The organism is Planctomycetaceae bacterium, from assembly GCA_041398785.1.
GTDB lineage: Bacteria > Planctomycetota > Planctomycetia > Planctomycetales > Planctomycetaceae > JAWKUA01.
Genome location: JAWKUA010000011.1, coordinates 152,376 through 165,783 on the forward strand (window position 1 = coordinate 152,376; position 13,408 = coordinate 165,783).

General features: G+C 60.2%; 12 protein-coding genes. 2 read left to right on the plus strand and 10 right to left on the minus strand.

Annotated features, from left to right (window positions below):
• Positions 1 to 176: 176 nt before the first annotated feature.
• The 8 genes from R3C19_14575 to R3C19_14610 form a co-directional block, all read right to left on the minus strand.
• The gene (locus R3C19_14575; protein MEZ6061568.1) at positions 177 to 1,886 is read right to left on the minus strand and encodes a hypothetical protein; all 1,710 of its coding nucleotides are present in this window, start codon (positions 1,884 to 1,886) and stop codon (positions 177 to 179) included.
• A 139-nt stretch (positions 1,887 to 2,025) separates the two neighbouring features.
• Positions 2,026 to 2,631, minus strand: a complete 606-nt coding sequence (locus R3C19_14580; protein ID MEZ6061569.1) for a hypothetical protein — start codon at positions 2,629 to 2,631, stop codon at positions 2,026 to 2,028.
• 172 nt (positions 2,632 to 2,803) lie between these two features.
• Entirely contained in the window at positions 2,804 to 3,832 is a 1,029-nt protein-coding gene (locus tag R3C19_14585; GenBank protein MEZ6061570.1) for a ferrochelatase, read from the minus strand.
• A gap of 89 nt (positions 3,833 to 3,921) precedes the next feature.
• A complete protein-coding gene (locus tag R3C19_14590; GenBank protein ID MEZ6061571.1) occupies positions 3,922 to 4,716 on the minus strand; it encodes a type III pantothenate kinase in 795 nt (264 codons plus the stop codon).
• Positions 4,713 to 7,805 carry a PSD1 and planctomycete cytochrome C domain-containing protein gene (locus R3C19_14595; protein MEZ6061572.1) on the minus strand — a complete coding sequence of 1,031 codons (3,093 nt, stop codon included), beginning with the start codon at positions 7,803 to 7,805 and terminating at the stop codon, positions 4,713 to 4,715. The genes R3C19_14590 and R3C19_14595 overlap by 4 nt, the downstream gene beginning before the upstream one ends.
• Before the next feature lie 287 nt (positions 7,806 to 8,092).
• Positions 8,093 to 8,977 (minus strand): lipase family protein, encoded by an 885-nt coding sequence (locus R3C19_14600; GenBank protein ID MEZ6061573.1) that lies wholly within the window; start codon positions 8,975 to 8,977, stop codon positions 8,093 to 8,095.
• Positions 8,978 to 9,096: 119 nt separating this feature from the next.
• The gene (locus R3C19_14605; protein ID MEZ6061574.1) at positions 9,097 to 9,534 is read right to left on the minus strand and encodes a hypothetical protein; all 438 of its coding nucleotides are present in this window, start codon (positions 9,532 to 9,534) and stop codon (positions 9,097 to 9,099) included.
• Positions 9,531 to 9,821, minus strand: coding sequence for a hypothetical protein (locus R3C19_14610; protein ID MEZ6061575.1), 291 nt, complete (start codon positions 9,819 to 9,821; stop codon positions 9,531 to 9,533). Before R3C19_14610 ends, R3C19_14605 begins: the two co-directional genes overlap by 4 nt.
• Before the next feature lie 181 nt (positions 9,822 to 10,002).
• On the opposite strand from R3C19_14610, the gene R3C19_14615 reads away from it, so the two are divergent.
• Positions 10,003 to 10,605 (plus strand): sigma-70 family RNA polymerase sigma factor, encoded by a 603-nt coding sequence (locus R3C19_14615; protein MEZ6061576.1) that lies wholly within the window; start codon positions 10,003 to 10,005, stop codon positions 10,603 to 10,605.
• A gap of 100 nt (positions 10,606 to 10,705) precedes the next feature.
• On the opposite strand, the gene R3C19_14620 is transcribed toward R3C19_14615, so the two are convergent.
• Positions 10,706 to 11,089: a hypothetical protein gene (locus R3C19_14620; protein ID MEZ6061577.1), complete on the minus strand. Its 384-nt coding sequence runs from the start codon at positions 11,087 to 11,089 to the stop codon at positions 10,706 to 10,708.
• A gap of 41 nt (positions 11,090 to 11,130) precedes the next feature.
• Here R3C19_14620 and R3C19_14625 point away from each other — a divergent pair, with 41 nt between their 5' ends.
• Positions 11,131 to 12,444 carry a serine/threonine-protein kinase gene (locus tag R3C19_14625; GenBank protein MEZ6061578.1) on the plus strand — a complete coding sequence of 438 codons (1,314 nt, stop codon included), beginning with the start codon at positions 11,131 to 11,133 and terminating at the stop codon, positions 12,442 to 12,444.
• 171 nt (positions 12,445 to 12,615) lie between these two features.
• Here R3C19_14625 and tnpA read toward each other — a convergent pair whose 3' ends face one another.
• Positions 12,616 to 13,065 carry an IS200/IS605 family transposase gene (tnpA, locus tag R3C19_14630; protein MEZ6061579.1) on the minus strand — a complete coding sequence of 150 codons (450 nt, stop codon included), beginning with the start codon at positions 13,063 to 13,065 and terminating at the stop codon, positions 12,616 to 12,618.
• Between the last annotated feature and the right edge of the window lie 343 nt (positions 13,066 to 13,408).

Below are 13,408 nucleotides of genomic sequence, written 5' to 3' on the forward strand. Positions count from 1 at the left end.
TGACAACGTAGGCGGCCAAACCTGCAACAACCACTATTACAGCAAACAGAATTCGGAGCCGGTTCATTCACGTCTGATCGCTGTCTACTTGGGACTCGGGGCTTCGGTTCAACTTCCGATGTACACCGATATTTGGGATTCGGGGAGATTCATGTCCGCCCGCCGCGTCACTTTGTTCAACTTACATCCTCTGCAGCGTGCCCTTCTTCGTCTGCTTTTTTTCCATCCTCGGCCACTGCCGCCATTTCCAGTTCATCGTCGGTTTCCGCCTCGGCGTCCGTTTCGTCGTCGTCTTCTGTCAGCTCCGGTTCCGGCAGCAGAGTGTTCAGATCCTCGACAAACCACTCCGCTCCATCAATCCGCAGTTGAGCCAGAATGCGTTCTCTGTCGACTCCGCGCACCAGTGATTCGAACCGGTGCTTCCAGCCGTCCGTCAGGGAATCGGAATGTTCCAGATAGCTTTGCAGCAGCCCGCGAGTGAGTTCTTCCGCGGAGATGTGGTCGGCATATTGCTGGCCGAGTTCGCCCGGATCCGGCACTTCCCAGGCATCCGGCAGCAGCCTGACCTGATGGACCAGCCGGACTTTCTGGCCGCCGGTCTTCAGTTCTTCCAGCTCGACGGCGACGGCCAGTTCGATGTCGTCTTCCAGGAATTCCTGAAGCACCGGCAATGGTCCGGTCAGAGTCCAGCACACGGACCAGATGCGGTCTGAAGCGTCGACCGGTTCCGCCAGCAGCAGATCCCGCATCTCGCGCAGCAGTTCGTTCAGTTCCGCGCTGGCGGAGACCTGCAGCCGGATGTTTTTCCAGTCGACGGCACTGGAATCGAATTCCTGCAGCGTCGTTTCGCCGTCTGCCCGGACTTCGACAAGCGTGCAGACGCCGAATTCCGTTTCCATCTTGTTGCGCGGCTGTGTCGTCCCGGGACAGTGAACGATTCCCGACCGAAGTTTCATCGTGGACCGTTCGATTTCGCCGCCCAGAGCCACGTAGTTCAGGCAGCCTTCCGACATCAACTGATCGACGTATTGACGAAACCCGGTTTCGTAATCGTGCCGGACCTGTGTTCGAGGTGTCGACCACGACGTCGGCGCTGATGGCTGCGTTTTCGAACTGCCGGTGATCTGTGTGCCGGGACGCGGCGGCTTCTGAGCCGCGTCCGGCGCGCGGTTCGAAGACTGCGCGGAGTCCGGGGATGCAGTCTGCGGCTGCTTCGGCTGCGAGTTATTTGAACCCTGGTCTGTGGACCGGTCGGCGGTTGCACGGTTCTCGTCGTCTGCCAGTGCTTCCGTTGCGGCGGCCGGCAGCAGTTCACCGCTCTCCTCGGCCGTCAGAGACGCCATCCGCCGCGACTCGTCGTACTTCGCGCGGCTGACGATGCCGATGCGAAACGGTTCGATCCCGTCTTCCGCTCGGCTGATGACCCGAATGCCGAACGCGTCGGTTTCGCCATACCACATCGATGCCGTGACTGTTGTGATGATACGACCGTCGCGTTCCAGAACTGTTGGTTCGGGATTGCTGCTGTAACAGACCGAGACGTTGGCAGGAAGTTCGGGGATGGCTCGCCAGGCTTCCGGCGGGTCGAGATCTCCCGTCAGCACAAACACCGGAATTTTCTTCGTCTGCAGGCGGCGAAATCCTTCCAGCAGTTTCAGTCTGGCGCGCAGGCTGCGATCGGCTTCGACAAACAGATTTCCGGACAGCAGCAGGTAATCGACAGATTTCGAAATGCAAAGATCAATCACCGTGTCGAACGATGTCAGCGTGGCGTCTTCCAGCGCGTGCCGCAAATCTTCCGTCAGTTGCTCGGACAAATGAACGCTGACGGGCACGTCCAGCCGGACGTTGGCGGCGTGGATAAATCGCTGAGATTGAAACGGCATCCACCAGACTCCCTTCTGCTCAATCACCGGCGCAGACAGAATTGCATCCGGTGGTCGCTGTCGGAAATCTAATAGTTTCGGGAATCTGGGGAAAGTCCGTTGCGGCGAGAATTGCCGGAGTAGCGAGGCCAAAGCAGCGTCAGTAGGTGAATGTCCACCCCGGAATCATCGTGTTCAATTCCTTCAGCAGCACCTTGATATGACGCTCCCGAAGTTGATTTCCGATGTTCAGAATGCTGTCTGTGTCAGACAGATGGGCGACGCCGGGGTTGTATTCGTCAGGCCCCTGAAAGGTGTGCACAAATTCGTGCGGCACCGCATTGAAGTTTCGGCAGGCGTTCGCCGCGTTGCAGACGTTGTAGTCATTGACGTCGGCGCTATCGAGCAGGATCAGGCGTTTGGCCCAGTCGACCTGGCTGATCAGCGTTGTCGGAGTGCTTGACGCCGGAATCTTTCGGGCATGGACCGTCCAGTGCTTGTATTTTTCCAGTGCCCAGCCGATGTCAAACACTAAATCCATCTTCGGATGCAGCAGGCACTGGTGAGTCGACGTCACGGAAAGTTTCTTTTTCACGATCCGACTGACGACCAGCTTCACAATAGCGTTGTGAAATGCTTCCTTTTCGGCCTGCCTCCACGCGGGCGCGCCCAGAGCGCTGGACCATTGATAGCCCCACCGCTGCATCACTCGAACAAAACCCTTCGATCCTTCCACTTCAATACGCGCCCATGGCAGCTCTTTCACGGCAGTACTCATAGACCCTCCACGCATTTGTCGATCGGGGAAATGCGTCCTGCTTTGGTCGACACACTGTGCAGCAGGACGTCTGTCCGCGGACGCGGTTCCGGAAAGTCCGACCGCGCTGGACGCATTATTGTCGCCGCAGCCGAGTCCCGGTTGCGAAGATTCTGTCGATTCACGCCGGCTGCGATGCCGCCGGACGTCGGGGCGGGGCAGGGCAGCAGTCTTCCGGGCAGACATCGTGATTCGGGCCGTATCGTCCGATCGCTTCCCGCTCGGCCGTTCCCAGTCGTTCCTGAATCAGCTTGCGAATCATCCTGACGAACTGAGCGTCGTGACCCGGAGTTGCCGCCCGCTGCATGCTGATGCCGTGCCGATCGCAGGCGCGGCGAGCTTCGTCGTCAAGGTCGAACAGAACTTCCATATGGTCGGACAGGAACCCGACCGGTGAGATCACAACCCGCCTCTTTGACTGATCTGCAAGCGTTTGCAGATAGTCGCAGATGTCCGGCTCCAGCCAGGGATCCGACGGCCGGCCGCTGCGGCTTTGGTAAACCAGCTTCCATCGATCGGCCGGCAGATTCAGCTTTTCCGAAACCAGCCGGCAGGTTTCCGTCAATTGTTTTTCGTAGTCCGAAGTGCTCGACATCGTCAGGGGAATGCTGTGCGCGGTGAAAGCAATCTGTACGCCGCCGCGAACATCCCTGTCGAACCGATCGATGGCCGTCTGGACGTTGCGGGAGATCACGTCCACAAAATCCGGATGGTTGTAGAACACTCTCAGCTTGTGGATTTCCAGTTCCGGAGTGTCGGCCGCTTCCTTTGCGCGAATGATGTCCTCGCGGTATTGCCGGCAGCCGGAATAACAACTGAACCCGGACGTGATGTAGCACAGCGCTCGGCGGATTCCGTCGCTGTGCATTTGTGTCAGCGTGTCGGCCAGCATCGGATGCCAGTTTCGGTTTCCCCAATAGATGGGCAGGGAAATGCCGGCGGAATCCAGTTCGGCGCGCAGCGCGCTGATCAGGTCTCGGCACTGCTGATTGATCGGGCTGACTCCGCCGAAGTGGTTATAATGGCCGGCAACTTCCAGCAGCCGTTCGCGAGGAACGTTTTTTCCGCGCAGGACGTTTTCCAGAAACGGAATCACGTCGTCCGGACCCTCCGGACCTCCGAATGACAAAACCAGAATTGCGTCGTACATCGGGGGATCTCATATTCTCAGTGCGGAAGTCAGGAAGTTCGGGGTTCGATGGCTGGAGTCTGATCCTGCACCGGTCAATCGTTCATGACTCATTCTTCAGCGTTCGCCGTCAGTGCCAGTCCGTGCAGCGCGAGGCTGTCGATGAAGGTGGCGTTTGGGAAATGGGGCATCAGTTGCCGTCCGCCGCCGCCGGAAATGACAACTCTCGGCGGACGAACTTCGTGAAATCGCTCCGCCGCTGCCTGAGACAGCCGCGACACAAGTTCCCGCACGGCTCCCAGTTGCCCCCAGAACAACCCGGCGCAGATGGCTTCATCGGTATTGCGGCCCGGCACAGAAGGTTCCGTGGTCAGCCGCGCGTCGGTATCAATCAGCGGCAGCCGAGCGGTGTAGTCGTGCAGAGCATACGCCGAAAGTCGCAGTCCCGGCAGGATACTGCCGCCTCGAAACACGCCGTCCGACGTCAGCAGATCGACGGTGGTGGCCGTGCCGGAATCGACAATGACCGCGGGCCGCTCTGATGGATCCGACATTTTCACGGCGAATGCGCTGAGCAGTCGATCGATGCCCAGTTTTGCCGGCTCGTCTACATCCACCGCCAGCGGCACGTCGCGGAAGTCTTCGATGACGGTCGGCGGCAGACCGGGCAGCGGCCACGCCTGACGTAACAGGTCGCGCACGGGGGGATTCGATCCGGCAAGGACGCAGTTTGTGACCGGCTCGTTCCCGTCAGCCGCCAGCCAGTCAGCCAGCGCAACCTCCAGGGTTGCCGTTTCCGCCAACGGGCACGCCGAAATCTGCATGACCTGAGGAACTCTGCCGACGGCCGATCGAAACAGTCCGAACTTCGCGCGCGTGTTGCCGATATCGACGGCCAGAATCATGGGCGCGTGATCGTTTCATGCAAATTCAGCACAGTGCGAGCGACCGCGGTCCACGCCGCAAGCTGCTGCTGATCGACGGTGCGGTCGATCGATTTCTGGCCGACCGTCAGGAATCCCGACACGGACTCACCGGATGCGGCGAACACGGTTCGCTGACTGTCCAGCAGTTCCAGCAGCACAGAGACCTCTTCCGGCCGAGCTGCCCGCGACAGGCACAGGCGATACATCCGGTCAAGCCGCGACTCGTCCGAGTCTCTGCCTTCGACCAGCACGCGCTGAGCGAGTGCCCGCGCGGCTTCAACGAACGTCGGGTCATTCAGCAGGACCAGAGCCTGCAGGCTGTTGTTGCTGCGAGAACGCTCGACCGTGCATTCTTCGCGAGTCGGCGCGTCGAACGACTTCATTGCCGGATGCAGAAACGTGCGGCACCAGTATGTGTAAAGTCCGCGGCGGTATTGTTTGGCTCCCGTGTCAGCCTCCCATTCGCGAGTCGGGAAATTCAGGTGAGCCCAGTAACCGGCCGGCTGATACGGTTTGACCGATGGTCCGCCGACCTGATCGACCAGCAGCCCGGAAACCTGCAGCGCCATGTCGCGAATCGACTCCGCTTCCAGCCGATATCGCGACTGCCGAGCCAGCCAGTTGTTGAACGGATCGGCGGCGACAAGCTGTTCATCAAAGACGGAAGAACGCCGGTACGCATCCGAACTCACAATCAGCCGGATCATGTGCCGGATATCCCACCCGCTTTCGCGAAACTCCACGGCCAGCCAGTCCAGCAGATCCGGGTGAGTGGGCCAGGAACCCTGCGAACCGAAGTCGTCCGCCGATTTGACGATTCCCCTGCCGAACAACTGCTGCCACAGCCGATTGACGAACACGCGAGCCACCAGCGGGTTGTCGTCGGACACCAGCCATTCTGCCAGATCCATGCGACTGCCACGCGATGCCGTGTTCAGTTGCTGAAGGAAATGCGGAACCGCCGGTTCGACCAGGTCTCCGCTGTCGTCCATCCAGTTGCCGCGAGCCAGCACACGAATTTCTCGCGGCGTCTGCGTGCGAGTCACCAGCATTTCGGGAATGCACTTATCCAGCGTTTCCCGCGCGGTTTTCGTTTCTGACAGTGAGCTGCGCGCGTCGGCCAGCAGAGGCGTCACGGATCGGAAGTGCGTTGCCACGGCCGAACGCTGGTCGTCGCTGACGGACGGCCAGGCTTCAACGGCTGCCAGCAGGTCCGGCGGAAGGCCCAGGCCGTTGTCGTTGAGTCCCGGAGTTGCCGCTGCGGTGGTACTGATCCGAAACCGACCGATGTTGTGATAGTCAACGGATGTCTGCTGCAGTGTCACGATCAGCCGCTGACCTGCAGCCAGCTCCGCCGGCTTTTCGAACTGGAATACGGCCGTACGATCGGCGTCGTTATGAAGGTGTCCGTCCACTGCCCATCCGGTGTCCGGTTTACCGTCCAGAGCGTTCCGGACCGGCCAGCCATCCTGTTCGTAGCTGGCAACGGCGTCGCTGACGGGAACGCTGGCTTCTACGGCCGATGTTCCTTCCGTGTTTGCGATTCGAACGGAAATCTCCGACAGCACGAAGTTACCGTTCACGCGGCTGAGCGACTTGTTCGTCATCGAATCGTGTCGCAGGGTTTCCAGCCGGATGCCGGTCATGCGCTGCGGCTGGTCGGCGACAACCGGCAGAACCACTTCATAAGTATCCTGCTTCGGGTTGTCACCGGATGTCAGCACGGAATGATCTTCCAGAATCTGCGTGACCTGTCCGCCGGTCGACATGACTGCGGCCGGATGCTGAACGTGCCAGATCTTCGGCGACGTGCGAAGCTTCTGCTGCTGTTCGGCGACCCACGAGTTCAGTGCGGAATCCAGTTCTTCCGTCTGCGTATCCAGCGTTGTCTGCAGTTGAGCGATCTTCTGATCCAGTTTGGAAAGCTGCTGCTGCTGAGTTCGCGACGGCATCTTTGTGGCCGGCTGGATTCCCACCGGCACGTCCATGATGTCCGCGAAGAACGCCGCGAACTGATAGAAGTCGCGCAGAGAATACGGGTCGTATTTGTGGTCGTGGCATTCGCAGCACGCCATCGTCGCTCCCAGCCAGACCGACGCCGCATTGCGGACTCGGTCGGCGGAATACTTCGCCAGATATTCCTTCGGCTGAGCCCCGCCTTCGCGAGTCGTCATCAGCAGCCGGTTGTAGCCGGACGCGATCTTCTGTTCGTCGCTCGGTTCCGGCAGCAGGTCGCCCGCGAGCTGTTCAATCGTGAACCGATCGAACGGCATGTTGCTGTTGAAAGCATCGATGACGTAGTCCCGATACATCCAGACTTCGCGGTGGTTGTCGCCGTGAATTCCGTTCGTGTCGGCGTAACGAACCTGATCCAGCCAAAGTTCCGTCATGCGTTCGCCGTAGTGATGCGACGAAAGCAGTTCGTCGATCAGTGCCTGCCACGCTTCCGGCGTCGGAGTCGCCGCAAACGCGGCGACCTGCTCCGGAGTTGGCGGCAGGCCCGTCAGATCAAAGCTCAGCCGTCGAACCAGTGTGACGGGATCCGCCTGGGCCAGCGGTGTCAGCTTCTGCCTGTCGAGCCGGTTCTGAATGAAGCGGTCGATGTCGTTGGCCGTCGGGCTGACTTCGACATCAGGAACCTTCGGGCGCTGCGGAAGAATGTAGGCCCAGTGCCCTTTCCAGGTGGCTCCCTGCTCAATCCAGCGGCGAATCGTCTGCTTCTGAGCGGCGGTCAGAGCCTTTCCGGAACCCTGCGGCGGCATCACCAGGTCCGCGTCGCCAGACTCGATCCGGGTCAGCAGTTCGCTGTTCGCGGCGTTCTTCGCGTCAACGACGGTGACGCCGTCCTGCGACCGAAACAGCCCTTCCTGAAGATCCAGCCGCAGGTCCGCCTGCCGCTGTCCGGAGTCCGGGCCGTGGCAGGCGAAACACGCGTCCGAAAAAATCGGACGAACATCGCGGTTGAAGTCGACCGGTTCGTCGCCAGCTTCCCCCGCTGTTGCCCAGGCGGACGATCCGGCGAAGGCCGCCACCAACAGTATGGTTGTCATCAGGCGAATCTGTGTCATCGCAGGTCAGCTCAATGGGAAAACGACAAGACCAACTCCAGCAGTCCACGTTACCAGAAGTCACAGATCCACAGCAACCTGGTGCCTGCGGAGAATCCGCCAGCCACCGGCCCGCCGTTCCGGATGCATGACCCGTCGACCTGGCCGACTCAGGCAAAACCGGCGGCTGACAGACGCTGGCAGGAACGGGACGAATACCAGGACACTCTGCAGGCCGGGCGCGAGAAGAGTGATTTTCGATTTGACATCTCAAATCTGACATCTCAAATCTCGCTTCGCGCCGGCACTCACTCCGGCGGCAACGCGTCCGGATGCCCGGCTGCCTCGGCACGTTGAACGACGCCGGCGATCGCAGCGATATACGCGGACATCAGGTGATCTGACAGCCAGTCGATGCGGAAGCGAGTCAGAGTCCGAAAGAAACCGCGGAAACGGTCCCCCGCTTTTCCCCAGTAGTCAAGATCACGCAGCCGGCCGTTTCGATCCAGGTACATCTCCCGACCCGCATGCCGGAAACCAAACATCGCCGGCGGCAGGCGCGGCACGATGTCGTTGTTGTTCACCCAGCGAATATGCTTGATGTTGCAGTGATTGATGTATCGCTTTGTGCCGACTCGCGGTGAGCCGTACGTGAACAGCGATTCGGGCATCGACGAAATTTCCGACACATAACACCGACCGGCGCAAATGGTCGCCATCGCTCCGCCCAGCGAATGTCCGCAGAACCAGACGGTCTTGGTCTTGTTGGCCTTGATCGATTTTTCAATCATCGGCCACAGATCATCCACTTCCCGGCGGAATCCGCGATGAACATGGCCCACGGTTTCGGCAGCCACCTTGGCCGCGTCGATGTCGGCCTTCATGTCGTTGGTTTCATCGGGTTCCGTGCCGCGGCACACGATCACGGCGTCGGTATCACTTTCCAGTCGATACGCCTGAGCCCCGTCCCGATCGAAGAACTCCATCGTCAGGTGCAGTCCGAGAGGTTCGACCAGCCGGGCCACCACATCCTCGTCGTAATACGCGACGTCCGCGATCTCGGCGAACAGCAACGACTGCCGCAGCAGGCTCAGCTTGCTGATCGGACCGGCGAGAACGGACTGCAGTGCGGCAACGTCATAAGCGGGTTCCGGCGTTTCGTTCGCGGGACTCGCGCCAACCTCAGCATTCACGGGAATTTCCGATTCAGGGGACAACAGGATCGGGTAACTGCCCAACAACGCTGTGTACCTTCATCAATCCCCGGATGTCAATCTGGCCCGTCGGCTCCGCGCTCCGTTCGCCGCGGACATCACTGAGCGACCCTGACCGTCCCTCGAACATGCTGGTGACAAGCGGTACACGAGACCGTCACATGGATGTAGGCAAACGTCACTTTTTCGAGGCTTTCCGAATCCGCCGCGTCGATCAGGTGCTTGACGGCGTGCTCAAATCCCGCGCTGTAGTTCTGGTAATACGGATCCTTCGGCGACTTCCATCTGGCAGACGTCGAAAGCGCGGCAAGCTCCATTCCGCCGTCACGGATCAGCCGGAAATCTTCCGTCGCAATGCCATCGACAATCTTGTGTACCATCGCCATTTTCGCCCGCATGAACTGACGCAGTTCGGCCTTGTCGGTTGTGTGGGAATCTGATTCCTGGCTCTGCGCCGCGGATTCCGCCACCTGCGGCGGACTCAAGGCGATCGTGATTGCGGTCAGCGCCGCGGCTGCGATGAATGCGAATCTCATGGCAAGTCTTCCTGTATCAATTTGCCCGTACGTAACACGTTTAATCCGTCAGCGGGACCGTACTGAAAACTCTGAATTTCAGCCAGACACAGTTCATACGTCGGCATTTCGCCGCGCTGCATCCGGTGGTCCGTCGTCTTGCTGGTGCTCCCGGTGTATGCGCTGCCGGCGGGAGTGCGGGGTAGCACATCCTGCGTCCAGCAAGTTGTGCGGCTTGCCGCCGGAAAGCTGTCTTGTGCGGCTTCAAGGCCGGAGCGTTCGCCGATGGCTTGAGCATGTTCTTCCATGGCTTTCCGACCGCTTCGCAGCACATCTTGCCCGAACGGCAAGCTGTGGTACCCGGTGATGGGCGCTGCTCGCGCGGCTGGGACTTAACGCCAGCGGCAGTGCATCTCATCGCTGATTTCTGGAAAAATCCAGCCGATGCCATGCAAGAATCCGCCGTCCGCTGTGTCTACTAACAGAACCATGATTCCCAGTCCTCCCGAGACGCGAGCAAGTCTGATCCTGCGACTTCCGGATGTGGCGGATGTCGCGGCGTGGGATGAGTTCGTGTCCATCTACGGACCGGTTGTCTTTCGAATTGCCCGACGGCTCGGTCTGCAGGCCGCCGATGCTGACGATCTGGTTCAGGAAGTTTTCACAGCCGTGGCTCGTTCGGTTTCTGACTGGCTCGACCGAACGGATCGCGGAACATTTCGAGCATGGCTGTCACGGATTGCAAAAAATGTTGCCGTCAATTTCCTGACCCGCCGTGCGACGCGGTCGCTCGGCGCCGACGGCGAACACGCTAAGCGGCTGCTCGACGGCATTGCGGCGAACAATGGGCCGCTGTCGGACGACTTTGATCTGGAATACCGCCGGGAAGTGTTTCGCCGGGCGGCCGAACAGGTGCGAAGCGTGGTCTCTGAAACAACGTGGGAAGCATTTCGAATGACGCACATCGACGGAATCTCCGTGGCAAATGCCGCCGAACAACTCGGAATGAGCGTCGGGAACGTCTACATCGCCAGAAGCCGAGTGATGGCGCGACTGAAGGAGCTGGTTTCTCGATTTGAAACGGAGGATTGAGTTCAGGCCCAACGGGCCGATCGTTCGTCCAGCCTGGGGCATCGCCCCAGAAATGGATTCCAATTCAATCACTCGGCCCAACGGGCCAACCGTTCGATTTTCACACGGACGAAACGGCCACAATCGAATGGCCGGCCCGTTGGGCCTGTTTGGTGTTTGGCCTGTTGTCGATCGTTCCCAGGGCGTTGCCCTGGGCTGGACGAATTGCTGGCCCATTGGGCCGCGGCCGTTCGAAACTTGACTCGTTTGCCCCATGACCCAACCCACGACAACCTGTTCTGACGACCGCCTGAGGCAGCTTCTCAGCGCCGACGATGACAGCGACGAACTGCGCGCGGCAGCTCAGCATGTCGAACACTGCCTCGCCTGCCAGTCGCGGCTGGAAGAACTTGCCGCCGACGCCGATAGCTGGGACGAAGCGCACCACATGCTGGCCGATTGCCGAGGCGAAGACAGCCTTCCCGTGGGCGACGCCGTTTATCATTCATCGCGCGGAACCGTCGGCCCGCGGCGTGGACGGAATCGATGGCGCAGCAGCTATTGTCGCCGGCGTCTCACCCGGAAATGCTCGGTCGCATCGGACGTTACGATGTCGAACGACTGATCGGCTCGGGCGGCATGGGCGTTGTCTTCAAGGCATTCGATACGGAACTCAATCGTCCGGTTGCCGTCAAGGTTCTGGCACCGTATCTGGCGGGCAGCGGTGCGGCTCGCAAACGGTTCGCTCGCGAAGCCCGAGCGGCGGCCGCGATCGTTCACGAACACGTCGTGGCGATTCACAACGTGGAAACGGAAGAAGCGTCGCCGTTTCTGGTCATGCAATACGTCGCTGGCGAATCGCTGCAGCAGCGAATCGATCGCGAAGGCCCGCTGGATGTGTGCGAGATTCTGCGTATCGGAATGCAGACCGCGTCCGGTCTGGCGGCGGCACACGCTCAGGGGCTGGTGCATCGCGACGTCAAGCCGTCCAACATTCTGCTGGAACGCGGCATCGAACGAACTCTGCTGACCGATTTCGGCCTCGCCCGAGCCTCCGATGACGCCAGCCTGACTCATTCCGGCTTTCACCCCGGCACGCCACAGTACATGTCGCCCGAACAGGCTCGCGGGGAAGCCGTGGATGCACGCAGCGACCTGTTCAGCCTGGGCAGCGTGATCTACACCATGTGCGCCGGCCGGTCGCCGTTCCGAGCCGACAGCAGCTACGCCATTCTGCGCCGCATAATCGACGAGCAACCGCGACCAATTCGCGAAGTGAATTCGCAGATTCCGACCTGGCTGGAAGGCATCATCCAAAAGCTGCACGCCAAATCGCCGGACGACCGTTTTCAGTCAGCGGACGAAGTTGCCGGCGTTCTCGGGAAATGTCTGGCACACGTGCAGCAGCCGACAACGGTGCAATTGCCGGAGGAATGTCGTTCGTCGGAACGCGCTCTGATTTCACCTCGGCGTCGCCGCACAATCATCGCCGGTTGCGCGGCCGCGGTTGTCATCGGCCTGTTGATGTTTCGGGAGAACGGGCCGGGCTTTCGGGAGGGCGAGGCTCCTGCCGAGCCGCGATCAACTCCGGACGCACTCAGTGCAATAGACTCCCGCAACAGGTTGGTGGCTCCAGCCACCGAACCAAATTCCGAGTTACCGGCAGCCAGCGACTCCGACGCCGCTGGCGACCTGGACTGGAACACCCTGTCCGAGGAACTCCAGTCCTTCGATGCCGACCTGGCTCCATTTGAAACCCGTTCCCAGGAGCTCTGGGATACCTCTCGCGAACAATTCAGGTCCGGTGCCCCGACACAAAGTGAGCCGACAGCAGGACCTGACGGTGAACGGCCCAGGTAAGAAACACAAGTGGCTTCGCACGGCCGGAGGCCCGACATTTTTCTCAGGCGGTAGGCCGGGCATTTTTGCCGGGCCGTAGCAGGGCCGGAGGCCCGATACAACGTCAGCCGGCGGCGACAGCCGCCGGTTGGCGGTCCGACAAAGAACAAGAGGCCCGAAGGGCCGGCACAATCAATCCCAGACATAACGGGGATCAAACTCGACTTCGTTCTTCTTGAGCAGAGTCAGATATTCGTCCTCGAACGACTGCTTGCCATGGTGTTCCATTTGACGGTCGATGTAGCTGATCAAACGTGCCTTTTGTGAGACACTGACGGTGAACGCTCCGTAGCCTTCCTGCCAACCAAACTTCTGGAGCACACCGCTGGAGGTGTTAATGTGTTTGCTGGTGTTGCTTTTCGACGGTCCAATGAAATCCGATACGGCAATGCGACCCGGAATGCGAAGGAGCAAATGAACGTGGTCGTAGTATCCGCCGATGCGAATCGCGAATCCTCCGAGTTCCTTTGCCGTTCCCGCCATGTAGGCGAACACATCTTCACGGAATCCGTCTGTCAGCCACGGTCGGCGGTTCTTCGTGCTGAAGACAATGTGATAAAGCAGTTGCTGATGAGTACTCATGGTGCTGCGTTCGGAGAATGTGTCGGCCCTCCGGGCCTTGAAGGGAAATGAGGTGTCCCGAACCGGTGGCTCGCGCCACCGGCTGACGTTGTACCGGCCCTCCGGGCCTGAAAACAAACGACCATCCTTGTGAGACTGAACAGTAACAACACAACACGCACGACCGGTGGCTCGACGCAGCACGCAAAGCCGGAAGCCCGATGCCTCACGCAGGCCCGGAGGCTCGACACATCACGCAGGGCCGGAGGCCCGATACAACGTCAGCCGGCGGCGACAGCCGCCGGTTGGCGGTCCGACAAAGTACAAGAGGCCCGGAGGGCCGACACATGATCGTTGTAGAAAT